Origin of the sequence: Aerococcus sanguinicola (genome assembly GCF_001543145.1) — a bacterium.
In the GTDB taxonomy this organism is placed as follows: domain Bacteria; phylum Bacillota; class Bacilli; order Lactobacillales; family Aerococcaceae; genus Aerococcus; species Aerococcus sanguinicola.
This window is the reverse complement of sequence record NZ_CP014160.1, coordinates 126,093-150,514: the sequence shown is the minus strand read 5'-3', so window position 1 is coordinate 150,514 and position 24,422 is coordinate 126,093. Positions and strand designations below refer to the sequence as shown.

Annotated in this window: 24 protein-coding genes; 12 read left to right on the top strand and 12 right to left on the bottom strand. The window is 47.2% G+C overall.

The window, feature by feature from the left end:
* Nucleotides 1-135 precede the first annotated feature (135 nt).
* The 3 genes from AWM72_RS00720 to AWM72_RS00710 are packed head-to-tail and all read left to right on the top strand — an operon-like array spanning nucleotide 136 to nucleotide 2,543.
* Nucleotides 136-852, top strand: coding sequence for a LiaF domain-containing protein (locus AWM72_RS00720; RefSeq protein ID WP_067971727.1), 717 nt, complete (start codon nucleotides 136-138; stop codon nucleotides 850-852).
* The gene (locus AWM72_RS00715; RefSeq protein ID WP_067971724.1) at nucleotides 849-1,898 is read left to right on the top strand and encodes a sensor histidine kinase; all 1,050 of its coding nucleotides are present in this window, start codon (nucleotides 849-851) and stop codon (nucleotides 1,896-1,898) included. Before AWM72_RS00720 ends, AWM72_RS00715 begins: the two co-directional genes overlap by 4 nt.
* Nucleotides 1,899-2,543, top strand: coding sequence for a response regulator transcription factor (locus tag AWM72_RS00710; protein ID WP_067971722.1), 645 nt, complete (start codon nucleotides 1,899-1,901; stop codon nucleotides 2,541-2,543).
* A gap of 308 nt (nucleotides 2,544-2,851) precedes the next feature.
* On the opposite strand, the gene rnjA is transcribed toward AWM72_RS00710, so the two are convergent.
* From rnjA to trhA, 3 genes are all read right to left on the bottom strand, one after another.
* Entirely contained in the window at nucleotides 2,852-4,525 is a 1,674-nt protein-coding gene (gene rnjA / locus AWM72_RS00705; protein WP_067971720.1) for a ribonuclease J1, read from the bottom strand.
* Nucleotides 4,525-4,743, bottom strand: coding sequence for a DNA-dependent RNA polymerase subunit epsilon (locus AWM72_RS00700; protein ID WP_067971718.1), 219 nt, complete (start codon nucleotides 4,741-4,743; stop codon nucleotides 4,525-4,527). Before AWM72_RS00700 ends, rnjA begins: the two co-directional genes overlap by 1 nt.
* A gap of 133 nt (nucleotides 4,744-4,876) precedes the next feature.
* Nucleotides 4,877-5,551 carry a PAQR family membrane homeostasis protein TrhA gene (gene trhA, locus AWM72_RS00695; protein WP_101603465.1) on the bottom strand — a complete coding sequence of 225 codons (675 nt, stop codon included), beginning with the start codon at nucleotides 5,549-5,551 and terminating at the stop codon, nucleotides 4,877-4,879.
* Nucleotides 5,552-5,630: 79 nt separating this feature from the next.
* On the opposite strand from trhA, the gene AWM72_RS00690 reads away from it, so the two are divergent.
* From AWM72_RS00690 to coaA, 3 genes are all read left to right on the top strand, one after another.
* Nucleotides 5,631-6,809, top strand: coding sequence for a GTPase (locus AWM72_RS00690; protein ID WP_067971712.1), 1,179 nt, complete (start codon nucleotides 5,631-5,633; stop codon nucleotides 6,807-6,809).
* Nucleotides 6,810-6,910: 101 nt separating this feature from the next.
* Nucleotides 6,911-7,642, top strand: coding sequence for an acyl-[acyl-carrier-protein] thioesterase (locus AWM72_RS00685; RefSeq protein ID WP_067971710.1), 732 nt, complete (start codon nucleotides 6,911-6,913; stop codon nucleotides 7,640-7,642).
* A 12-nt stretch (nucleotides 7,643-7,654) separates the two neighbouring features.
* Complete coding sequence (gene coaA, locus AWM72_RS00680) at nucleotides 7,655-8,590, top strand: type I pantothenate kinase (RefSeq protein WP_067971707.1); 936 nt, start codon at nucleotides 7,655-7,657, stop codon at nucleotides 8,588-8,590.
* A gap of 42 nt (nucleotides 8,591-8,632) precedes the next feature.
* Here the strand turns inward: coaA and AWM72_RS00675 are convergent, their stop codons facing one another.
* The 3 genes from AWM72_RS00675 to AWM72_RS00665 all read right to left on the bottom strand — a co-directional run bounded on the left by AWM72_RS00675 (nucleotide 8,633) and on the right by AWM72_RS00665 (nucleotide 14,066).
* Entirely contained in the window at nucleotides 8,633-10,261 is a 1,629-nt protein-coding gene (locus tag AWM72_RS00675; protein WP_067971704.1) for an ABC-F family ATP-binding cassette domain-containing protein, read from the bottom strand.
* Nucleotides 10,262-10,348: 87 nt separating this feature from the next.
* Nucleotides 10,349-12,490, bottom strand: a complete 2,142-nt coding sequence (locus tag AWM72_RS00670; protein WP_067971700.1) for an RNA degradosome polyphosphate kinase — start codon at nucleotides 12,488-12,490, stop codon at nucleotides 10,349-10,351.
* A gap of 28 nt (nucleotides 12,491-12,518) precedes the next feature.
* A complete protein-coding gene (locus tag AWM72_RS00665; RefSeq protein ID WP_067971698.1) occupies nucleotides 12,519-14,066 on the bottom strand; it encodes a Ppx/GppA family phosphatase in 1,548 nt (515 codons plus the stop codon).
* Nucleotides 14,067-14,267: 201 nt separating this feature from the next.
* Here AWM72_RS00665 and AWM72_RS00660 point away from each other — a divergent pair, with 201 nt between their 5' ends.
* From AWM72_RS00660 to AWM72_RS00640, 5 genes are all read left to right on the top strand, one after another.
* Nucleotides 14,268-15,623, top strand: coding sequence for an ABC transporter substrate-binding protein (locus tag AWM72_RS00660; RefSeq protein WP_067971695.1), 1,356 nt, complete (start codon nucleotides 14,268-14,270; stop codon nucleotides 15,621-15,623).
* Between the two features lie 76 nt (nucleotides 15,624-15,699).
* The gene (locus tag AWM72_RS00655; protein WP_230080864.1) at nucleotides 15,700-16,587 is read left to right on the top strand and encodes a carbohydrate ABC transporter permease; all 888 of its coding nucleotides are present in this window, start codon (nucleotides 15,700-15,702) and stop codon (nucleotides 16,585-16,587) included.
* Complete coding sequence (locus tag AWM72_RS00650) at nucleotides 16,587-17,465, top strand: carbohydrate ABC transporter permease (protein ID WP_067971693.1); 879 nt, start codon at nucleotides 16,587-16,589, stop codon at nucleotides 17,463-17,465. The genes AWM72_RS00655 and AWM72_RS00650 overlap by 1 nt, the downstream gene beginning before the upstream one ends.
* Before the next feature lie 3 nt (nucleotides 17,466-17,468).
* Nucleotides 17,469-18,587, top strand: coding sequence for an ABC transporter ATP-binding protein (locus AWM72_RS00645; protein ID WP_067971691.1), 1,119 nt, complete (start codon nucleotides 17,469-17,471; stop codon nucleotides 18,585-18,587).
* A 20-nt stretch (nucleotides 18,588-18,607) separates the two neighbouring features.
* Complete coding sequence (locus tag AWM72_RS00640) at nucleotides 18,608-19,354, top strand: glycerophosphodiester phosphodiesterase (protein WP_067971689.1); 747 nt, start codon at nucleotides 18,608-18,610, stop codon at nucleotides 19,352-19,354.
* Between the two features lie 101 nt (nucleotides 19,355-19,455).
* Here AWM72_RS00640 and AWM72_RS00635 read toward each other — a convergent pair whose 3' ends face one another.
* The 4 genes from AWM72_RS00635 to AWM72_RS00620 all read right to left on the bottom strand — a co-directional run bounded on the left by AWM72_RS00635 (nucleotide 19,456) and on the right by AWM72_RS00620 (nucleotide 21,940).
* A complete protein-coding gene (locus AWM72_RS00635) occupies nucleotides 19,456-19,863 on the bottom strand; it encodes a Dps family protein (protein WP_067976474.1) in 408 nt (135 codons plus the stop codon).
* Nucleotides 19,864-19,968: 105 nt separating this feature from the next.
* A complete protein-coding gene (locus AWM72_RS00630; protein WP_067971685.1) occupies nucleotides 19,969-20,511 on the bottom strand; it encodes a TIGR01440 family protein in 543 nt (180 codons plus the stop codon).
* Nucleotides 20,511-20,993, bottom strand: a complete 483-nt coding sequence (locus tag AWM72_RS00625; protein ID WP_067971682.1) for a low molecular weight protein-tyrosine-phosphatase — start codon at nucleotides 20,991-20,993, stop codon at nucleotides 20,511-20,513. The genes AWM72_RS00630 and AWM72_RS00625 overlap by 1 nt, the downstream gene beginning before the upstream one ends.
* Nucleotides 20,994-21,061: 68 nt before the next feature.
* The gene (locus AWM72_RS00620; RefSeq protein WP_067971679.1) at nucleotides 21,062-21,940 is read right to left on the bottom strand and encodes a Cof-type HAD-IIB family hydrolase; all 879 of its coding nucleotides are present in this window, start codon (nucleotides 21,938-21,940) and stop codon (nucleotides 21,062-21,064) included.
* A gap of 107 nt (nucleotides 21,941-22,047) precedes the next feature.
* On the opposite strand from AWM72_RS00620, the gene AWM72_RS00615 reads away from it, so the two are divergent.
* Nucleotides 22,048-22,722, top strand: coding sequence for a uracil-DNA glycosylase (locus AWM72_RS00615; protein WP_067971675.1), 675 nt, complete (start codon nucleotides 22,048-22,050; stop codon nucleotides 22,720-22,722).
* Here the strand turns inward: AWM72_RS00615 and AWM72_RS00610 are convergent.
* Both AWM72_RS00610 and AWM72_RS00605 read right to left on the bottom strand, forming a co-directional pair.
* The gene (locus AWM72_RS00610; RefSeq protein ID WP_067971673.1) at nucleotides 22,719-23,153 is read right to left on the bottom strand and encodes a CopY/TcrY family copper transport repressor; all 435 of its coding nucleotides are present in this window, start codon (nucleotides 23,151-23,153) and stop codon (nucleotides 22,719-22,721) included. The two genes, AWM72_RS00615 and AWM72_RS00610, sit on opposite strands and share 4 nt — an antisense overlap.
* Before the next feature lie 191 nt (nucleotides 23,154-23,344).
* Entirely contained in the window at nucleotides 23,345-24,256 is a 912-nt protein-coding gene (locus tag AWM72_RS00605; RefSeq protein ID WP_067971670.1) for an alpha/beta hydrolase, read from the bottom strand.
* Nucleotides 24,257-24,422 lie beyond the last annotated feature (166 nt).

Genomic DNA, 24,422 nt, shown 5'->3' with positions numbered 1-24,422 from the left:
GCCTGACTACAGGATGGAATCCTGTTTCGTAGCAAAATATTTTATAATAATTTATTGAAGCTGGGACTTTTTGTTCCAGCTTTTTTATTCATTAGTCTGAGGATTTGTTATAATAGAAGGAAAGGAGGGATGGTTTTGAAGTTTATTTGCCAGTTACTGGCCTTGTTTATTTTGGGCCTCGTTCTGTATGATTTTTCACAAGCGTTGGGGCTCTTCTTAGTCTTTTTCATAGCGATTAGCTTACTTGGACTCTTCATGCTGGCTCCGGCAGGAAAGACCTGGCCAGCCTATATTCGCTTGCCTTTATTCTTTCTGGCAGTATTAATCCTTTGTCTGAGCCTCTTTCAGCTGCCCCATTTTTGGCTGATCCTATCTCTAGCTGGGCTGATCCTAGCTATCCAATTTTGGCAAAAAGAGAAAGGGAATACTACTGACTTTCAACTAGTCCAGGGTGAAAAAGGGTTAGACCAAGACCGAGGTACTTTCTTTCAATTGGATGACTGGCTTGGCTTCAAGACGGTACCGGTCAAGACTTATGACTGGAATAGCTTCCATGATTATTCTCTCCACGCCTACCGTTTTATTGATCTGACTGAGAAGTTGCCAGTTAAGGGCAAGCAGTGGTTGGCGGTTAGCCAGCTCCACGGTCGGATAAAATTAGTCGTTCCCCAAGCCCAGGCCTGCCAACTGAATATCCAGGCCTATCGAACCCGCTTGACCTGGCAGGGACAGACCTATTGCCTAAACAACCAGCGCTTGTCGCTTCGTACAGGCGACCACTTGGATGAGGACCGGGAATTGATTATTGACTTGACCCAGTTCTGGGGGGAAGTTGAGGTGGTTTTCCTATGAAATGGCGGCGTTTATTTTCCATTTTTATGGTCTGCTTAATCTTTAGCTACGCCTTGTTCGCCTTGACCCTGTATTTTTGCTTTGAGCTCGGCTGGTTGGCTCCCTTCCAATGGACCTGGCAGGACCTTCCACTCGGACTGGCCTTTCTCTTATTGCCCAGCTTCTTAGCTTTTGTTTTAGCCTTGTGCTTGTATAGTTTAATCTTTCGTGATGAGGATCTCTTGCTTCATTACCTGGACCAGCTCAGCCAAGGCAATATCCACCAGCTAGACCGTTTGAATTTGAAGGAAAATCTCTACTTGAGCCCTAACCTCTTGGCTAGGCTAGACTGCTTAAAGGCAACAATTCAGTCGGGACGCTTGGAAAGGCAAAATTTGCACCTGCAATTGGACCAGGCCAGTACAGGCAAATCTGAGGCAGACATTATCCAGGCTGAGCGCCAGCGTGTGGCCAGGGAACTCCACGATTCGGTGAGCCAGGAACTCTTCGCGATGACCATGCTCCTGGCCACCTTGGACCAAGTTTCTGACCAACAGACAGGGCCAGAAGCTGACCTTCGTCAGAAGCTTGCTAATCTAGCTCAAAATGCCCAAAATGAATTGCGGGCCCTCCTACTCCATCTGCGACCCATTGCCTTAGAAAAAAGGTCCCTGGCCCAGGGGATCCAGCATCTCTTTGATGAGTTAGAAGGCAAATTGGCGATTCATTTTGTCACCCGCTTCGATGTGGGGGACTTGGATAAAGAAATTGAGAATAATCTCTTCCGCATTGTCCAAGAGCTCTTATCCAATAGCTTGCGCCATGCCCAAGCGACGGAGATTGAGTGCCAACTCTTTACCCGGCGAGACCGGCTCTATTTAGTCTTTAGGGACAATGGGCGAGGCTTTAAGCAAGGGGCAGACCAGCGAGGGGGCTATGGCCTCCAACACATCCGCGAACGGGTAGACCAGCTAGCAGGCGAGCTACAGATTATTAGCCAGGAGGGGCAGGGGACCCAAGTACGGATCCAAATTGCCCTAGACCAGGATAGAAAGAGGACGACTTAGATGATTAAAGTATTAATTGTAGATGACCATGAAATGGTTCGCTTAGGGGTAGCCTCGTATTTGGCTATCCAGGAAGACATTGAGGTGATAGGAGAGGCGGTTAACGGACAGGAAGCCTATGATAAGGCCCTAGACCTGCGACCAGACCTTATCTTAATGGATGTTGTTATGGATGAAATGGATGGCATTGAGGCCACCCAGGCTATCTTAGCTGACTGGCCAGAAGCTCGGATCCTGATGGTAACGAGCTTCTTAGATGATGATAAATTGTATCCCGCCATGGAAGCAGGGGCTAAGGGCTACATCTTGAAGACATCCTCTGCCCAGGAAATTGCTCAAGCCATTCGCCAAGTGATGGCTGGACAGGAAGTCATGACCCAGGCTGTGTCTGAGAAGATGCAAGAAGATAAGCACAAGGCTAAGGAGCGCCACTTGCACGATGACCTCACCCGGCGCGAATTAGAAGTCTTAGCCCTAATTGCTGAAGGCAAGTCCAACCAGGAAATTGCTGATCTCCTGTTTATTACATTAAAAACGGTCAAGACCCATGTCTCGAATATTTTGTCTAAATTAGAAGTTTCTGACCGAACTCAAGCCACTATTTATGCCTTTAAACATGGTCTCGTCAAAGAAGAAAAGGAGTAAGCCTTCAGCTGAAGACTTACTCCTTTTTTATGCCTTATGTATAAGATTAAGCGCCAAGTCTCACACCCTGTAGTCGGGTTCGACTTGGCAGACTCGGAGTGATTTCACAATTAAGAAACGAGCGAATGTTTCGCTCTTATCCTTAATTGCTCCAATCATCCGAGTCTAAGCGCCAAGTCTTACACCCTTTAGTCGGGTTCGAGGATGCAGAAAGGGCTCCTCTTCGCAAAATCCCGTCGAAGGCCTTCAGCCTTCTCTGAGATTTTACTCCAGAGGTCCCTTTCTCCCGCATCCTCTCTCACCCTTTTTTAAACTGACATGACGACGGACATGATGAGCGGGTTGCGTTTGGTCCGTTTGTATAGGAAGGGTTGGAGTGAGTTTTGGATGCTGTCACGTAGGATTTTTTCGTTGACTTTGTTGCCTGAATTTAAGTGACCGATGACGGCTGTCTGGATGACACGTTGGGCGTCACTGATCAGGTCTTCGGATTCACGCATGTAGATGAAGCCGCGAGAGACGATGGCTGGGCCAGCTAGTAATTGGTTGGTCTCGAAGTCGATGCTGACAACCACTAGAACTAGACCATCTTCTGACAACTTATGGCGGTCTCTGAGGACAATATTGCCGATATCGCCGATGCCCTTGCCGTCGACATAGACATCATTGGCAGGGATATGGCCCGCCCGGCGCGCTGAATTTTCAGTCAGGGCGAGGACATCACCGTTGTCCATGATGAAGGTATTCTCCCGTGGGATACCCAGGCTGACTGCTGTATCAGCTTGGATGGAGAGCATGCGGTATTCCCCGTGGACCGGCATGAAGTACTTAGGCTTCAAGAGGCTCAGCATGAGCTTTTGTTCTTCTTGTGAGCCGTGGCCGGAGGTGTGGACATTGTTAATCTTACCGTGGACCACTTCTGCTCCTGCTTCCAGCAATTTGTTAATTACGCGGTTAACACTAGTTGTGTTCCCTGGAATAGGGGAGGAGGAGAAGATAACGGTATCCCCATCTTGGATGGAGATTTGCCGGTGGGTGCCGTTCGCAATCCGGCTCAAGGCTGCCATGGGTTCACCCTGGGATCCGGTACACATGATCATGACTTCATTACTTGGATATTTGTTAATGTCCTTCCCGTCGATTAAGACACCTTTTGGTAGGTCGAAGTAGCCAATCTCTTGAGCATTGCGCACGGCATTTTCCATGGACCGGCCGAAGACGGCTACTTTACGGTTGTTGGCAATGGCAATGTCGATGGCTTCCGAAAGCCGGGAGATATTTGAAGCAAAGCTGGCAAAAATAATCCGGCCTTCGATTTTATCGATAATATCTTTCAAGGCGCCGCTTACGACCCGTTCTGACTTGGTGAAGCCACTAATTTCGGAGTTGGTGGAATCACCGAGTAAGCAAAGGACCCCTTCGTCACCTAGGCGGGCTAGCTTGTGCAGGTCAGCCTTCTTGCCGGTCGGGGTAAAGTCAAACTTGTAGTCCCCTGTGAAGACAATATTACCGGAAGGTGTCTTGACACAGATAGCCATGGCATCCGGAATAGAGTGGGTCACTCGGGCAAAGCTGACTTGGGTCTTGCGGAACTTGATGACGCTATCTTCATCCACTTCATGGAGCTCAGCGTCACGGAGCAAGTGGTGCTCTTCCAATTTACCCCGGATCAGAGCCAGTGAAAGGGCCCCGGCATAGATTGGCACATTGACTTGCTTGAGCAAGAAGGGTACCCCACCAATATGGTCTTCGTGGCCATGGGTGATGAAGACGCCCTTGATCTTGTCTTTATTTTCAATCAGATAGGAATAATCTGAAATTACATAGTCAATTCCGAGCAGGTCATCTTCTGGGAACATAACGCCCGCATCGAGGACGATGATTTCATCTTGGAATTGGATACAGTACATATTTTTACCGATTTCGCCTAAACCCCCAATGGCGAAAACAGCAGTTTCATGGTTTTTGATTTTTAATTTCATTAATCAGCAAACTCCGTCAATTCGAAACGGTCACTCTTTTGCTCATAGGCTAAGTGAGCGTCATCTAATAATTGAATGTGCTCAACATGGTAAGGGGTTTTTTCAGCGAGGATACGGCGGACTTCAGTGACCGATTCAGCATCGATGTAAAGTGACTGCGTATGTTCGCGCGTTGGCACTTCAGTTTTTGTTTCTTGGTAAAAAACTTTATAAATCATAGTCTTCCTTCTTTCAATTGATATTTATGTATCTTTATTTATAATTTGGAGAATCTCTTCTCTACCACTTTAATATTTTAACATATTCTAAGCCAAGAATGCTAAAGAATGGCCCTTTTTTGGAAAAAAGCCCTTAAGTATAAGCTAAGATGGCGATGAAGAAGCAGGCGCTGCCGACCATAACGAAGAGATGCCAGGCCACATGGTAGTAGGCGACTTGGTCATCTTTAACGTAGAAGTAGGTGCCCAGGGTGTAGGCAATACCGCCAATGAGGGTCCAGATGAGGCCAGGGAGGGGGAAGTTGTCGAGGAGGGGCTTGAGGGTAAAGATAACCAACCAGCCCATGGCGATATAGGTCCAGGTTTCCCAGCGCTTAAAGCGCTCGCTAGCCTTTAGTGAGAGGCAGATACCGAGGGCCGCAATCAGCCATTCCAGGCTAAAGATGGGCCAGCCGATTCCAGGCGGGAGGACCAAGAGGCAGTAGGGGGCATAGGAGCCTGCAATTAATAAATAGATGGAGCAATGGTCGAAGACACGAAAAAGCGGGGCGACGCGGGTAAATTTTAGACTATGGTAGAGAGTTGAGTTAAAATAAAGCATACACATAGCCAGTGTAAAGTTAAGATAGGCCAAGAGGTGGAGGGGACTCTCTAAACGCACAGCCTTGATCGCTAGGCTGACGCAAGCGATAATGGCCAAAATGAGTCCAATGCCGTGACTAACGGCGCAGAAGACCTCGTTCGTGACCTGGTAAGACTTGGATTGTAAAATTTCAGGATCCTTAAAGACATTTTGTTGACTGGGCACGTTAACACATCCTATCATTGATTTGTTCATATTATATCATATCTATATAAACATTCTAATGGAGACCAAGGAGGATACTATGAAGAAAACATCAGCTGTTGACCTCTCTTTAATTGAGGAATTAACTCAGCAGACCCAAGATGAAATCAAAAAAATGAAACCCATCCATATCTTAGTCGTTGGTAAGACGGGCGTGGGGAAATCAACCCTCATTAACCGGGTCTTTCGCGAACGCTTGGTAGAAACAGGGATTGGGGAGCCAATTACTAAGCACCTGCGCCAGATTACCAAGGATAACCTGCCCCTCGTCCTCTATGATACAAGAGGTTTGGAATTGGACGCAGCCATCCAAGACCAAGTGGCACGGGAGATCAATGAATGCCTGGACCAATTGGAGGCTGAGGGCGAGACCATGCACTGCGCCTATTACTGCATTAACGCCTCCTCGTCGCGAATTGAGCCCATGGAGAAGGACTTTATCCAGGGCCTAGCTGAGAAGATGCCGGTTATTCTGGTTTTAACCCAGGCGATCGGTCAACCTGCCCAAGACTTCAAAAAATACTTGGAAAATCTGAACTTAAAGGTTCAAGCGGTGGTCCCGATCATGGCCAAGGATTATCCGGTGAGCCCAGACTACACGGTGGAAGCTTACGGCTTAGACCACTTGATTGAGCAAACCCTGGCTGTCATTCCCCATGATGTTCAGGATGCTTTTAACAATGCCCAACAGGGAGATCTCGACCGCAAAGCACGTCTGGCGCGACGTTGGGCGCGCCGCTATATTATTTCAACTTTTGGTGTGGGCTTTACCCCCATTCCTTTCGCAGACGCGGCTTTAATCGTCCCCCTACAAATTTCCATGCTAGCCCATATTACCGCTATTTTTGGTGTTTCCTTGGAACACCAGACCTTAGTGGGCCTGATTGGGGCAGTGGGGGGCACTACAGGAGCGACCTTCCTGGGCCGGACCTTGGTGGGCAATATCTTTAAGCTCATTCCAGGCTTGGGCAGCCTAGCTGGTGGGGCAATCTCTGGAGCAACTGCCTCTATTGTGACCACTGCCCTAGCTATGTCCTATATTTCTGTTCTTCGCGTTATCGCTGAGCACGATGTCCGCAATGAGAAGCTATCGGCCAAGAGTATCCGCAAGCTGATGCAGTCCGAATTTAGGGCACGCCTTAGACGGGGCAAGAAAGATCCCGACTACCAAGCAATCCGCAACGAACAGGAAAAAGAGAAAAAAGAGCGCAAGGACTAGCCTTTTCCTTAGCGCCTAGGTCTAGGCAGGCTTTAAATTTTTTGGTATGATGACAGTATTGTGAAATGAGATGAAGATTTCGTTGGAAAGTGGGAATTTGGATGGCAGCCTATAGCAAGGAATTTGTTTTGACTGAACTTTTTTGTGATGCCTATGGAGACCTGACGATGAAGGGGATGGTGGACCTAGTTTTCCAATTAGTGGCTAACCAGGAATATGATTGGCCTTCTGACCTGACTCCAGCAGGCTACAATTGGATTGTTTTGAACCATCACTTTACTTGTCAAGCCCTACCACGTTTGGGCGATAAGGTCCGGTTAGAGACGGAGATTATTGAAGTCAACCGCTTCTTTGTCTACCGCTACTACCGCTTCTATGATTCAGGCGGTCAGGTTGTGGTCACGGGACAATCTCAGTTTAGCTTGATGGACTTATCTAAGCGTAAGATTGTCCGGATTCCTGACCAGCTCCAAGCTGAAAATACTGGTGAAAAGGCTGAACGTCCCTATCGTTTTAAAAAGACATTAAAGCAAGTTGATACTTTGTCAGAAGCAAGGGTTCACTATAGCGAAATTGATGCCAACCAGCACGTGAATAATTCGGTCTACCTCAGCTGGGTCCTTAACCAACTTCCAAGTGCTTTCGTAGCTGATCGCCGCGTCCAGACCTTCGATATCTCTTATGACCATGAACTAGGACTGGGTCAAGACTATCAGCTGGCAAGTCGAATTGAAGAAGAGGGGACACCAGCCCAAAGCTGGCACCAGGTTCTCATGGGAGAAAATTCCTGTGCCCGGATCCATGTGGGCTGGCTTTTACGAGATGGAAACTAAAGGAGAATTGTTTTGATTGAAGCAGAAACCTATCATATTATTGACCGCGTCCAATGGCGAGACTACCGGGAACGAGTTCACCCCTCGATTGAAATTCATTTAACGGAGAAACAATTGAGAAAGATTATCTCCCTCAATGATGAATTGTCGGTAACAGATGCCCTGGAAGTCTATGAGCCCCTGACCCAATTAATTGCTATTTACCGTGACAATTATAGCCGTTTGCAGCGGCGGCGCAACCACTTCCTAGGAATTGAAGCCGAGGTTCCACCCTTTATGATTGCGATTTCAGGCTCGGTAGCGGTCGGCAAGTCAACCACCGCCCGTCTCTTGCGGCTCTTTTTATCCCAGGCCTTCCCTGATTTAAATGTGGACTTAGTCACGACTGATGGTTTTCTTTATCCTAATGAGGAATTGGTTAAACGGGGGATTCTAAATCGCAAGGGCTTCCCTGAAAGCTATGATATGCCCAAACTTCTGCAATTTCTGACGGATGTGAAGAATAACAAACGGAATATTGCCTTTCCTGTTTATTCCCATGAGAATTATGATATTGTCGAGGGGGCTAAGCAGGTCTTGAAGAATCCCAATATCTTGATTGTTGAAGGCATTAATGTGCTCCAGTTGGATGACAAGGAGCAAGTGTTTGTGGGCGATTTTGCAGACCTATCAATCTATGTGGATGCCGATACGGCCTGTATTGAACGCTGGTATTATGAGCGCTTCAAGATGCTCATGCATAAGGCAGCAGAGAACCCTGATAACCACCATTACCGGTATAGTCAGATGGAGGAAGACCAGGCCATGGCAGAAGCCAAGCGAATCTGGCAAGAGATTAACCTGGTCAATTTAAATGAATACATCCTACCCACTCGCAACCGGGCTGATATGGTAATCCATAAGCGGGACAACCATTATATCGACCAACTCTGGATGAAAAAGTATTAGAAAAAGCGTGAAATCACGAGCTCATGATTTCACGCTTTTTTGTTAGTTATAAAGTTGGTCGACGCGTTCTTGGGTATCTGGATTATTGAGATAATCTTCGTAACCCGTGTCGATACGGTCTACCATACCATTGCCGCTGACATGGATGACACGGTTGGCAATAGTAGAAAGAAATTCCCGGTCGTGGGAGCTGAAGAGCAGGACGCCCTTGAAGCGGATGAGCCCTTCGTTGAGGCTGGTGATGGATTCCAAGTCTAAGTGGTTGGTTGGGTCATCCATGACCAGAACATTAGCCTTAGAAAGCATCAGCTTAGAGAGTAGGCAGCGAACCTTTTCCCCGCCAGATAAGACATTGACTTGCTTATTGACATCGTCGCCTGAGAAGAGCATCCGGCCGAGGAAGCTGCGCAAGAAGGTATTATCCTGCTCCTCAGGGGTCTTAGCATACTGCCAGAGCCACTCTAAGATAGTGTCTTGGCGGCCATCGAACTCGCTAGAACTGTCCCGTGGGAGGTAGGCTTGAGAGGTAGTAACACCCCATTTATAGCTACCAGAATCAGGCTCCATCTCGCCCATGATAATCTTGAAGAGGGCGGTAACGGAAGCGTCGTTGCGGCTCACGAAGGCGACCTTATCATCATTTTTGAGGTTGAAGGTGATGTTATCGAGAACTTTGACCCCGTCGATCGTTTTAGACAGCCCTTCAACAGTGAGGACGTCGTTACCGATTTCGCGCTCAGGTTCAAAGCCGACAAAAGGATACTTACGGCTGGAAGGACGGATATCGTCGAGTTCAATCTTATCCAGCATCTTCTTCCGTGAAGTCGCCTGTTTAGACTTGGAGGCGTTGGCAGAGAAGCGGGCGATAAATTCCTTGAGTTCTTTGACTTTTTCTTCTTTTTTAGCATTGGCATCGGCCTGCAATTTAGCGGCTAATTCAGAAGATTGCTTCCAGAAGTCATAGTTACCAACATAGAGCTGGATCCGCCCAAAGTCCACATCGCAAATATGGGTACAGACCCGGTTGAGGAAGTAGCGGTCGTGGGAAACAACGATCACGGTATTCTCATAGTCGATCAGGTAGTCGGCCAGCCATTCAATAGATGCGGCATCCAAACCATTAGTCGGCTCGTCCAAAAGCAAGACATCGGGGTTGCCGAAGAGGGCTTGGGCCAGTAAGACCTTGACCTTATCTTTTTCGTCCAATTCGCTCATTAATTGGTTGTGGACGGCTTCTTCAATGCCGAGGCCAGTGAGTAATTGGGCCGCTTCAGACTCGGCTTCCCAGCCATTCATTTCAGCAAATTGGGCTTCCAATTCGCCGGCACGGATGCCGTCTGCTTCGGTGAAATCAGCCTTGGCATAGATGGCATCTTTTTCATTTTTGACCTCGTAGAGTTCTTTGTTCCCCATGATCACCGTATCGATCACGGTATAGTTTTCGAAGCCAAAGTGGTTCTGGCTGAGGACCGATAGGCGTTCATTCGGGTCTAAGTTGACTTGGCCAGTTGAGGGTTGGATTTCACCGGATAGGATTTTAAGAAAAGTTGATTTACCTGCTCCGTTGGCCCCAATAATGCCGTAGCAGTTACCGGGGGTAAATTTTAAATTCACATTGTCGTAAAGTTTGCGATCTGAGAAATGCAAACTGACATTGCTGACAGTTAACATGGATGCTTTACCTCGCTTTTTAATTTATTGTTTCTCTCGAATATTACATGAAAGAGAGCAGGAAATCAATACTTACTGCTTATTTCCCTATTTTCTAAAGGAGAAGGGTAAGCGCTGGAACCATCTTTTCTTGGCTTGGCTAGGGCCTTGGCTGGATTTCTTGGCCAGGGCCTTTTTCATGAACTCTTCTTGGGCAGAGACTTCTGCCTTATCGTTTTGGACATAGGCATAGGAAGAGTCGGGGAGCTTGTAGCGGGCCTTAGTATTATCAGCAAAATAGACCTTGAGGATGTTCATGATTTCATTGTGGATAGAAGGATCCAAGATCGGAAATTCAATCTCCACCCGGCGAATCATATTGCGGGTCATCATGTCTGCTGAAGACAAGAAGAGTTTCTCCTGGCCGTTATTATGGAAGTAGTAGATCCGGCTGTGCTCGAGGAAGCGGCCAACGACAGAGATGACCCGGATATTGTCGGAAAGGCCGGGAATGCCTGGGATCAGGCAGCAGATGCCGCGAATGATGAGGTCAACCTGGACACCGGCCTGGCTGGCTTCATAGAGCTTACGGATAATATCCAAGCTAGTGAGTGAATTCATCTTAGCGATGATCTTACCATTCCCATATTTCTTATGCATTTCGATTTCGTCATTGATATCTTCGATATAAGAATCGCGAATATCGAAAGGCGAAACATGGAGGTGGTGGTAGTCGGGTTGTTCCGCATAGCCGCTCAGATAGTTGAAGAAGTTGGTGGCATCTTCACCGATTTCAGGATTGGTGGTGAGCACGCCCATATCGGTATAGCCCCGGGCCGTTTTATCATTATAGTTACCTGTTCCAAGGTGGACAAAGCGCTTAAGTTGCTTGCCTTGGCGCTTAACGACGAGGGAAATCTTGCTGTGGGTCTTGAGGTGGGACTTCCCATAGATGACATGGCAGCCAGCTTCTTCGAGGACCTTGGCCCATTGTACGTTATTTTCTTCATCGAAGCGGGCCTTAAGTTCGACTAGGACGGTGACCTGTTTGCCATTCTCTGCAGCTCGTTTGAGGGCCTTGACAATGGGCGAGTCGCTGGATACCCGGTAGAGGGTCATCTTAATAGCGATGGTCGCCGGATCATCAGCTGCCTGGGAGATAAATTCGACAATTGGGTCGAAGGAATCATAGGGGTGGTGGAGGAAGAGGTCTTTTTTCTCAATATATTCGAAGAGCCCTTCATGTTCCAGTTCAGGTGGGTAGACGGGGCTGAAGTCTTTGAAGGTCATTTCTGGGAAAGCATCCTCTAAGAGGTCGACCGCTTCGTTGAGACCAGTTAAGTCGAGGGGACCGTTCAAGAAGTAAGCATCGCGGTCCTGGAGTTGGAGCTCATCCATGAGGAAGGCCACATTTTGATGGAAGCTCTCAGGATCCACTTGGCGTTGGTCGAATTCAATCCGTACAGCGATCCCATTGCGACGCTTCTTAAGATAGTCTTCGATGACGACTAAGAGGTCCTGGGCCCCTTCTTCATGTAATTCCAGGTCCGCATTCCGGGTCACTCTGAAGTAGAAGCTGCTTAGCACCTGGTAGCCAGGGAAGAGTTCCCCGATAAAATATTGGACGATATCGTGGAGGTCAACTAGGTAGTGCTGGCCCTGCTTTTCAAAATGGTAGTAGCGGTCCAAGAGCTGGGGAATCGGTACAATGGCAATCTCTTCGCCTTGGTCACTCTGCAGGTTGACGAACAAGTTGCTGACCTTGTTATTTAAATTGGGAAATGGCCGATAAGCATCGATGCCTAGAGGGGTTAAGCCAGGGAAAATTTGTTCGTTAAAGTATTGCTTAACTTGGTCAATTTCCTTATCGCCTAGACTATCAACCGGACTGAAGTGGATCTTGTTTTTAGCACAAATTTGGGTTAAGCGGTCCAAGAGTTTGTATTGGTAGTCCACATTTTCTCGGTTGGCCTTGGCAATGGCGTCAAGCTGTTGGTCGGGCGTCCAGTGCTTCTTCGAGTCCCGGGTATCGCCCTGCATGTGGGACTGGTCTTGTAAGCCAGCTACCCGCACCATCATAAATTCATCGAGATTGGAGCTGCCGATGGCTAAAAAGCCCAAACGTTCGAGCAGGGGATTTCTTTTGTCCGCTGCTTCTTGGAGGACCCGGTAGTTAAAGGATAGCCAGGAAACTTCCCGGTTGTCATAGTAGTCCGGATTCTTAATATCTTTCGCTTTGTCTTCAGTCATAGTTTACAACCCTTCCTAAGTTTAAAACTTATAGATTATGCGCAGTCGTCGGAATAAAATCGAGCTGGATATCTCGGTCAATAATCCGCTCAATATGTTTCTTCTGATCTTCCGCACGGTACACTTCTGATATTAACGTACCATTGTAAAAAATACGTAAAATTAATGTATCATTTTGAATAATCATATCAACTGAACTTATAATATTGAAGTGTGAGTCATTGAGAGACTCTGAAAACTTGATTAAACCGCCCATTGCTTGGATCCGATCCAATTCGTCTTCTGTGAAGAGGTCTTGGAATTCTTCGCTGTATTGTTTAAAGAGTGTCTTATTTTTATAGGAAGCAATGAGGCTAATAGCCACCCGCTCTTTGTGGTCGAAACCATTCATGTTGGAGTTGGATAGCAGGTAAAAGGTGTGTTGGGAGGCGGATCCTCTTTCGATAAAGCGGCCGCAGAAATAGAGGTAGGCGCCATAGATGAGCAGGCGTTTCTCTTGCTCATTCCAGTCCAAGAATTCCTGCTGGCTGAGGCAGGTATAGACTTGGCGGACGATATCCACGCGTTGGGCGTGGTCTGCCATGGAGAAGTGGTAGGTGTTGGTTAAGCCCTCAATGGTCTGTCTCTGGATGTGGAAGATATCGTAGGGGGCAGGGTAGTGGTCTTCAATATATTCATAGAGGATGCCCTCGCGTAAACCGTATTGGCTGAATTTAAAGCAGGGGGCTTGGACACAGGCCATCAATTCGCTAAAGACTAGGCAAGCTGGAGTAATAATATCCGCCCGGTCGGTTGATAGTCCGTCCAATTTACGTAGTTCTTTATCGGACAAGGAGAGAAAGAGGTCCAGGGTATCTTCGAGGTCTTCTTCAGACATCTGATAATTATGGATACCGGCCAAGGGGTAGTCGTGCTGGAGTTGGTGGACCCGGGTGACGTTACGGGCTGACCCACCCACAGCAATAATGGGTAGCTGGGCTTCTTTAATGAAGTCGAAGTCGGTAAATTGTTTGCGTACAAATTTGCGGGCTTTTTTGATGGCGGACTTATCGTCATGGTCCTTGTCAGCAAAGAATTTTTCCGTTAGGGAGACCGCACCGAAAGGGAAGGAGTGGGAAGCTTGAATTTCTTTGTTTTTGAAATAGGTAATTTCAGTTGACCCCCCGCCGATATCGATGGTCAGCGCATCGTGGTCGGACATGGTGTGGATGATCGCATTGTAACCGTAGTAAGCTTCCTTGTCACCGGAGACGATATCGATCGTGATGCCTGTGCGCTCTTTGACCGTATCCAAAATTTCCTGGTAATTTTTGGACTGGCGGATGGCTGCGGTGGCCTTGGGGAGGAGCTTGTCTGCCTTCAGGATCTGGCTTTCGTGGGCGAAGTTATCGAGGATTTGGCAGAGTAGGTCAATCCCGGCTTGGTCCATGATACTTTCTTCATCTAAGTGGTGGTATAGGCGGGCTGGGATCTTAATATTTTGAATTTCATGCAGGCCAAAATGGTCGTCAATATCCACCACAATCAGACGGATGGTATTGGAACCGATGTCGACGAGGCCAATTCTTTCTTTCATGATAGGGTCACTCCGTTTCTAGACTTTTTTCACTGTCTAGTCCTAGTATAACGGAGACTGTGGAAAGTCTGTAGTAAAAAGCGGGGAGGATTTACACATTTTTTACATATTCATGTAAAATTTACGCTGAATTTACATTGATTTAATAATGGATGGTTACAATACAGATAGCTTAAATAAATCTTTGGAGGAAAGAATAAAATGAAATTTAATCAATTATTGAAATCAACCGTGATTTTATCCGGGCTCAGCTTGCTTTTAGCAGCTTGCGGTAATTCTGGCGACGCTGGCAGTGCAGATTCTGGCCAAGCCAATTCTGCTGACAGTGAAGGTAAGACTGAACTTGTTTTCTGGCATGGCATGGGCGGAGAAACAGGGAAAGCTCTAGATGAGTTAGTGGCAGACTTTAACAATTCCCAAGATGAAGTCTTCGTCAATGCCCAGTACCAAGGGACTTATGATGAAACCTTGACCAAGTTAAGATCTTCTGCTTCTGGTGAAGCGGTAGGGGCAGACCTGGTTCAAGTTTTTGAGCAGGGGACTGCCTTTATGATTGATTCAGGACTAACGGTTCCTGTTCAAGAATATGTTGATAAGAACAACTTTGACTTAAGCCAATTAGAACCTAACCTCTTAGCTTACTATAGCTTGGATGACCAGCTCCACTCCATGCCTTTTAACTCATCCACACCGATCTTATACTACAACAAGGATGTCCTTGAAAAGGCTGGTATGTCCGAAGCACCTTCTAACATGGAAGAAATCTTTGAGAATGCAGATAAATTAACTGAACAAGAGAGCGTCACCATGCCTATCTCAGTTGGAGTCTATGGTTGGTATATTGAGCAATGGATCAATAAGATGGGCGAAGATATGTTCAACAACGGCAACGGTCGGGAATCCGCACCAACGGAAGTTGTTTTCGATGATAATGGCTCGATGGAACGTGTCCTCGAAATGTGGAATGAAGGCGAAGAGAAGGGCTATATGCCGAATGTAGGCCGCGAAGGTGGACAACCTGAATTTGTTTCAGGTCAATCGGCAATGACCGTTGGCTCAACTGCCAATCTCCGTCAAATCTTAACCGAAGTGAACGACCGCTTCGAAGTTGGAACGGCTTATTATCCCGGTCTAACAGCTGAAGATGACCAAGGGGTATCAATCGGTGGGGCTTCCCTCTGGATGATCGATTCCGGAGATGATGCCAAGAAAGATGCGACTTGGAAATTCATCGAATACCTTGTATCACCAAAAGTCCAAGCTAAGTGGAATGCGGCAACGGGTTATTTCCCAGTTAACTTAAACTCCCACGAAGAAGAAGAGTTCAAGAAGAACTTGGAGGAATTCCCACAATTTGAAACAGCTATTAACCAATTACACGATTCTGAACCATCCGACCAAGGGGCTATTTCAGGGGTCAACCAAGAAGCTCGTCAAATCTATGAAGCTGAATTAGAAAGCTTGCTCAATGGGTCTGATGCACCAGCTGATGCGGTGAAACGGATGGCTGACCAAACTAATTCTGCCCTTGAAAACTACAACAAGGTTAACAAATAAGTCGAAAGCTCGATGATGCCATAAATAGCTGGGTGCTATCTCTCAGCTATTTATTCTTTTAGAAGGAGAGATCGGATTGGAAGCAAATATTCCTATGGTTAAAAAAGAAAAGAGCACCTGGAAGAAGCTGCAAGGTTATACCTACCTGATTCCAGCCATTTTAATCTTAGTGCTCTTTATGTTCTGGCCCTTTATCCAAACCATCGTCCGGAGTAGTTTCTTAACAGACGGAATGGGACGGAGCACAGAATTTATTTTATTCGATAATTATATTGAATTGTTTCAAAGCCCTAGTTTTTGGAACTCAATCATTGTAACCCTTAAATTTGTACTGATTGTGGTGGCGACGGGAGTGGTTATCGGCTTCGCGACCGCCTTGCTCTGCCAGAAAACTTTCCCTGGTTTGAAGTTTTTCTCAACTTCCTATGCCATGCCCATGGCTATTGCCTCGGCAGGGATGGCTATGATCTTCCAGGTCATGTTGAATCCGTCAATTGGGATTATCAACCAGGCCTTTAACATGTCGGTTAACTGGCTGACCGATCCCACTTTGGCTTTAATTGCAGTTGGTATTTTGACCGGCTGGTTGAATAGCGGGATGAACTTCTTATACTTTAGTTCGGGCTTGGCTAGTATTGATGATAGCCTCTACGAATCGGCTTCGATTGATGGGGCTAACTCTTTCCAACAATTTACCAATATTACCCTCCCATCCCTGAAACCGACTATGTTCTTCGTTCTGGTCACCAATATTATTAATGCCTTCCAAGGTTTCGGACAAATCAATATCTTGACCAAGGGTGGCCCTGGTGAAGCGACCAACGTGATTGTCTATGATATCTACCGCAATGCCTTTATGAACTACCGCTACGGTTTTGCTTCAGCGGAATCGGTTATCTTATTCCTCATCGTTATGCTACTCACCTTTATCATGTTTAGAGTCAGAAAGGGGCTAGACCATTAATGGAATCCGTACTCAGTCAAGACAAAAGTCTAAAGAAAGAACAAGCTAATCCGCCGCGGGGTAAATCCAAGAATCGCTGGTGGCTCTTAATCTTAAATGTGATCATGTGGCTCTTCGTGATGTTCCCTTTGATTTATGCCTTCTTAATGGCTATCAAACCAGCTAGTGAACTCTATAATCCAGAAAGCATCCTCATTCCGCAAGAAATTACTTTGACTAACTTTGTCGATGTTTTCTCCATGGCGCCAATTGCCACTTATATCAAAAATTCCCTCATTGTTTCCCTAGCTATCACAGCTTCGCAGATCGTTACCTCACTATTGGCTGGCTTCGCCTTCCAATTTATTGAATTTAAGGGCAAGAAGATTATCTACGCACTCATCCTATCGACCATGATGATTCCAGGGGAGGCAGTGATTATTTCCCAATTCTTGATGGTCTCTTCTTGGGGCTGGAATGATACCTTAATTGTGCTCATCGTTCCTTATATGGTTTCAGCCTTCAATATTTTCTTGTGCTGCCAAGCCTTGGAGAACTTCCCTTATGAAATTTACGAGGCAGCTAAGATCGATGGCTGCTCTGATATCCGCTTCCTGTTCACCATTATGACGCCGCTATTGAAACCAACAATTGGCGCCATGGCCGTACAATCTTTCTTATCGGGTTGGAATATGTACATGTGGCCACTCCTCGTTACCAATAATGACCAGGCGCGGACGGTTCAAGTTGGGATTGGCATGCTCAACAGTGTTGATTCTCAGTCCATGGTGCTCATGGTTGCAGGAGTTGTAATTTGTATGCTACCAAGTTTGGCTATCTTTATCTTCGGCCAACGGAATATGGTAAAAGGTTTAACGCAAGGTGCAGTAAAGGGGTAGAAAATGGCTAAAGTAGTTTTAAATAAAGTCGGAAAAATTTACGAAGATGGTTATAAGGCGATCCATAATATTGACATGGATATTGCCGACAAGGAATTTATTGTATTAGTTGGCCCTTCCGGTTGCGGGAAGTCGACCACCCTGCGTATGATCGCAGGCTTGGAAGACATCTCGGAAGGTGAGCTCTATATTGGAGATGACCTGGTCAATAATGTGCCGGCCAAGGACCGGGATATCGCCATGGTTTTCCAATCTTATGCCCTCTATCCTCATATGAATGTGCGGGATAATATGGCCTTTGCCATGAAGATGAAGGGTGTCTCCAAGGAGGAGCGCTACAAACGCGTTGAAGAAGTCGCTGAAGTTCTGCAATTAACGCCATTTCTCGACCGTAAGCCGGCTGCACTCTCTGGTGGGCAAAGGCAGCGGGTTGCTCTGGGCCGGGCCATGGTGAGAAAGCCAAAAGTCTTCTTGCTCGATGAGCCCCTCTCTAACTTAGATGCCAAATTGCGGGTCAGCATGCGTTCAGAAATTGTTCGCCTCCACCGTGAGTTAGGGACTACTTTTATTTACGTAACCCACGACCAGACGGAGGCTATGACCATGGGGACGCGGATTGCTGTTCTCAATCAGGGGCGAATTGAACAATTTGATACGCCGGACAATCTTTACCGCAATCCAGTCAATCGTTTTGTGGCTGAATTTATCGGGAGTCCGCAGATGAACATGATCAATGCTCGTTTGGTCCAAACCGATCAAGGACCAGCTATGCAGAGTGCTAATGAAACTTTCATGTTAACAGACGACTTAAAAGAACGTCTCCTGGTTGAAGCAGATGGCCGGGATATTTTAATCGGGATCCGTCCTGAAAACCTCTATCATGCAGAGAGTCGCGAAGGATCGAATGTTATCCATGTTCACGCCAACAATGTGGAGCAAGTTGGTTCAGACACCTATGTTTACTTTGACTTCCACGAAGCCGACCAAGAATGTACAGCCCGCTTCAACCCACCCATCCATATTCCCTATGATACGGATATCTATGTGGGCTTGGACTTGAGCCAAATTGTCTTATTCGATAAGGAAACGGGCGAATCACTCTTAGCTCCCAAGCGTTTTTAAAAATAATCGAGGAGGAAAATATGCAAATATTAGCGCACAGAGGCTACAGTTCCAAATTCCCAGAAAATACCATGCTTGCTTTTAGAGAAGCCTATGCCGCTGGGGCGGATGGTATAGAACTTGACGTCCAGTTAAGCCGTGATGGTCAAGTCGTGGTTTGCCACGATGAGACCATCGACCGAACCTCTAATGGAAGTGGTCGGATCATGGATTACAGTTTGGCGGAGCTCAAAAGCTTTGACTTTTCTAATGGTTTTGCTTCCATTGGCCCTAGCGAAGACCTGCAGATTCCCACTTTGGAGGAGGTCCTCCAGTGGCTGCAAGGCAATGATATGCTCCTTAACATTGAGCTAAAGACCAACCAATACCCATATCCTGGCCTGGCGCAAAAAGTAGTCGACTTGGTCCAAAAGTACCAGTGTGGGGCTCGTGTGCTCATTTCTTCTTTCAACCATTACAGCATCCAGCAGGTGAGGGAGCTAGCACCAGACCTATCTTGCGCCTTCCTTGAAGTCAACAGCATTATTTCGCCCGGCCGCTACTGCCAGGAACATGGGGCTGACTACTACCACCCCCATTTCTTCGCTATTAATGAGGCCATGTTGGAGGATCTCTTGGCCAAGGACATCAAGGTGAATGTTTGGACGGTGGATGGCCTCGATTTAACGGAGAGCCTAATGGACAGAGGGATTAATGGGCTCATCACCAATGACCCCGTTAGTCTAAAGGCATATCTGAAAGATCGTAAGCTCGAGATTGCTATTTAGAATCAAATCGCATGATCTTGGTAAAATTTTATTTTAATCCAGTAAAATGGACCCCTAAGGCCTTGATTGCCTTAGGGGTCCATTTGTTCAGCTATTTAAATTTAATAGATATCAGGTGCTTGCCCTAATTCAGCAGCTAACATCCAGATACGTTTTTCAAGGGCGTTTTGGTGACCTTGCAAGAGGTCATTGGTCACGCCGTCGCCTTCTTCATCCGCTTCAATGACAGCTTCACGGTAGAATTTAACCAGGTAACGGTAATTATCGAGGAGCTCAGCGAAACGTTCCTGGGTGGATTGGTCCCAGTTGCCTTTTTCATTGGTCAATTTGCTGTGTTCGATATATTCTTCCATGGTCGCATAGGGTGAACCGCCGATCGTAATGAGACGTTCGGAAACTTGGTCTAATTGTTCATCGATTTCGTCCATCCACTCGTCGAGGAGAGGGTGGAGGAAAAGGAAATTAGCCCCACGCATGTACCAGTGTGTCTTATGTAGGATCAACTTCATTTGGGTTAAGTCTGCAACTAATTGGTTGAGATTCTTTTTTTGATTTTTCAAATGTCATGTTAAATTCCTCCTTGACTCTATTATAAACCTATTAGAGAAAATAAGCTATTTTAAATCTTTGTTGTAGTGGGCTCTTTCCCCGCCTATAGACTTAGGCCGTCTCCGGCAGGTGTTGACCCAAGCTTCACCAATCCGGTGGTGTTGGAGACGGAGAGGCACGCAGACTGGCAGGATGTGCATGCCAATCAAGGTGTTGCCGATATCAATACCGGCGTCGGCTTGGATGGCTTCAATGGCTATGGGGTCTTCAAAGCCCTTGTAGGCAGCGGTCGCAAAAGATCCGCCGGCCTTGGGTTGGGGAACTACATTGACTTCAATAGCATGGGGGAGGGCTTCCCGTTCCACAATTAAGGCGCGGTTCAAGTGCTCACAGCACTGGGCAGCCAGGTAAATGCCATGGGACTTGAGGGTGTCGTGAATCGTCTGGAAGACTTCCTGGCCAATCTCAGGTGAGGACTGGCTACCAATCCGCTCCCCAATGATTTCGGATGATGAGCAGCCCACCACAACGATTTGACCGGTTTTCAATTTGGCTTCCTGGATCAATTCTTCAACCAGGTCACGACATTCTTTTGCTAGAGATTCCATTACGATAACTTCCTTTCCTTTACGATCGTCTCTGTAATGGCATTGACACCTTCGTAAATGTCATCAAAAGTTGTTAAAAAGTCTTTAGTTATAATCGGATCTAGAACATCGTCATCACTTCCCAAGAATTCATTGAATAAGTAAATACGGTCATGGTAGGAGCTAGGGATACGTTCTAGGGCATCTTCTTTAACGTCTTGGTCCATGCAGATGATATAGTCGAACTTCTTACCATCCTTTGCGGTCAGTTGGCGGCTTTTCATTTTCCCGGGATCGATATGGAATTGTTCCAGGATTTTAATGGTTTCTGGATGGGGGGGATTCCCCACCCGCCAATCTTCAATGGCTGCTGAGTCGACAGAAATTTTACGTCTTAATTTTTCTTCTTTGACCTTTTGGCGAAGGACAGCTTCAGCCATGGGAGACCGGCAAATATTGGCCCGGCAGACAAAGAGAACACGAATGCGGTTGAAATTAAACATGGGCTTCCTCCAACTGTAATCATTTATTACTATTAGTATAACACAGTTAGAAGCTGCAGCGCTTGAGACTAGCCTTCTTTTTCGCGGTCAAGAATTTCTTGGATGGCTCCCGCAAGACCAGCCGCATTGTTAGACCGTGCTTGGTACTTGGCGGTTTCTTTAACTGCGTCTACGGCATTTTCCATGGCAAAGCTGTGGCCGGCAATTTCTAGCATGGGGATATCGTTATAATTATCGCCAATGGCTAGGACATGGTCGAGGTCGTAGCCGTGCTCTTGACAGTAACGTTTGAGGGCTGCTCCTTTATTAGCGTGGGTCTGGCTGATTTCAATATTATACTTGAAGGAAGAGGTGACATAAATGTCATCGAATTTTTGCAATAATTCTTTCTTGAGAGGGACCAGGTGGCGGTCAGGATCTTGGTGGGTGAAGGTAATCTTCACGATCTTTTGTCCTTCTTTATTGATCAGGTCCCTGAGGTCGTCCCGGTAGTCGATATTGGTGACTTCAGTCGATTGGGTGGCTCTAGTTTCCGCTTCCTCCTGGCTCATACCAACATTCATCTGCTGGATCAATCGGGTGATGCCTTGGATACGTTGAGTTCTGGAACTAGAATAGACATTCTTTGAGGTCATAGCTTCCATGTAGTAGCCGAGTTCACGTCCCCGGTCAAGGATAGCCAGGGCTTCTTTATCCGCCAAGGGAATTTCATAATCAACCGTCCCGTCCCGGTCAAAGGCGATTGCCCCATTGAGACCGATAATCGGACAGCGAATACCTGCATCATTGAGCACAATCTTAGCTTCTTCAAAGTTACGTCCGGTACAGACAATGAAAGGGATTCCTAGGCTGTAAGTATGCATGATGGCATCAATATTTGCCTGGGGGATTTCCATATTACCATTGAGTAAGGTCCCGTCCATATCTGAAGCAATCAGTTGAATCATCACTAATTTCCTCCTATAATAAGTTTATCTTAAGTCTATGTCTATTCTACCATTTTAAGGCCGAAGAGACTAGAAATCTGCTAGTTAAAAGCAAAAGGAGGCTTTCCATGCATCAAATTATCGAGAACCAGTGGCAAGAGGTCTTGGACCCCGTTTTTGAAGGCCCCACTTACCAAAAGCTACGCGAATTTTTAAAGAAGGAATACCAAGAACAGGTGGTTTACCCCGATATGTTCCACATCTACGAGGCCTTCAAACGGACGGACTTTAGCCAGGTCAAGGTGGTTATCCTCGGTCAAGATCCCTACCATGGTCCTAAGCAAGCCCATGGCCTCTCCTTTTCTGTGCAGAAGGGGGTGGCGATTCCGCCATCCCTGCGCAATATCTACAAGGAATTAGCGGACGATGTGGGCTTTCAGCCTGTCCAGCACGGGAACTTGACGGAGTGGGCGGACCAGGGGGTGCTCTTATTGAACTCGGTTTTAACTGTCCGCCAGGGTCAGGCCAACTCACACAAGAACCATGGTTGGGAAGAGCTCACGGACTATGCGATTGCCCAACTCAACCAGCGCCAAGAGAAGATCGTCTTTATTCTCTGGGGAAATGCGTCAAAAGCTAAGCGTCCTTTGATCGATGAGACCAAGCACGCTGTCTTGACTTCGGTCCATCCCAGTCCCTTGTCGGCCCACCGCGGCTTCTTTGGCTCCAAACCTTTCTCTAAGTGTAATCAAATTCTCGTAGGGGACGGACAAGAGCCGATTAACTGGCAATTAACGCCCTAGTGCTTGACCTGGCACTGGCATTGGCCTGGCAGGCAGGAACATGTCACGGCTTGCGGCGCCTTCTTATCCAAGGCTTCTTGGATACGGTCGATCATGTCTTGGGAGAGGGGGTTGTCTTCAATACATTGGACGATGAGCTCTCCGGCCTGGCACTGGCAGAGGTTATCAAAAATCGTCTTCAGTTCCAGACGACTGGCTTCTTCCTGGCTAACCTGGGCCCGGTAGATATAGGACCGGCCTTGTTTCTCTTTGGCCAACCAGCCCTTGTCTACTAGGCGGCGGATCAGGGTCTTGATGGTGGAATCTTTCCAGGCCATGGCTTCGGCTAGGCAATCAATAATATAGCGGCTGCTGGCTTCTTTTTGGGCCCAGATCACCCGCATGATTTGCCATTCTGCTGGGCTGACGGATTTTTCTTGTCCGGATAACATTTGATCATCTCCATTTTGGCTACATTTGTAAACGATATATCTTTTTAAAAAGGACTGCTCGAGCAGTCCTTTTTGGTTCTACCGAACATTCCTTAACTTAATTGGGAGAGGAAGTAAGGAATATCTTTTTATCAACATCTTTTGCTAGTACACCTATAGTATAAGACCTAAATGTGAATATTCTATGAATTTCAGAGAATTTCTTTCTCCAACCAGGCTCCGATGTAGGCGAAGACCTTCTCTTCCTGGTTATAGAAGAAGAGCTCGTGGCCATGGCCTGGAAAACGCTTGGTGGAGACCTGGCAGAGGCCTTGTTTTTCGAGCTCGGCCTTGAGCCGCTCCTGTTCATTTTTTCTAAAATGCAGGGGGTCTGACCCACCGTTGAGGATGAGGATGGGCAGGTCTGGGCGGATTCCCTGGGCCCAGTTTCTTTGGCTGGCATGCTGGGCGAGGTCGAGAACAGCTTGGAAACCTGCATTGGTGAAGACGAAGCCAGTCAGGGGCTCTTCTTTGAGGCTTTGGCCCGCCCGCCAGGTGGCTTGGTAGGCGGGGGAGTCCTTGGCTTTAACCGGCTCTTGTCCGAAGATGAGTTGGTGGAGCTTGAGATTGGTCTCTCGCTTACTTCGCAGTGTGAGGACTTGGAGGGCCCGTCGCAGGCCACCGATGAAGGGGACATGGGCGTGGCTAGCGGATAGGATGCAGGCATCAATTTCCTGGCTGTAGGCCTTAAGGAAGAGCCGGGTGACATAGGCCCCCATGCTATTGCCCAGCAGGATATAGGGTAAGCTAGCCTTTTTGAAGGCTCGGACGACGGCTAGGGTATCGGCAACCAAGATGTTTTTGGCTCGGCTAGGCGCTCCGAGGTAGCCCAGGCTATGGTTTTTGCGGGCGAGAGCACCGTGGCCTAATTGGTCATGGGCGATAACCGTCAGCCCCCGCTGGTTGAAATAGTGGGCCAATTTTTCATAGCGGCCGCCATGTTCGGACATGCCATGGACCACATGGAGGATGGCCCGGGGCTGGTCAACTTCCCAGGCATGGACAGGGACATAGGGGCGGTCTTTTAAGGCTGAGGGGATATGGGTGTAGACTTGGTAGGTCACGGCGCGGCTCCTTTTCTAAATTAGTTAACTCTTCTTGCATGATAACTTAAGCTTGTCCTCATTTCCAGAGATTTTGATTAAAGTTCGATGATTTAATTTACAAGTCATCTTTAGGGTGCTAAAGTAGTATGAAGGAGAATTATTCTCAGACCATGGACCGTTAAAA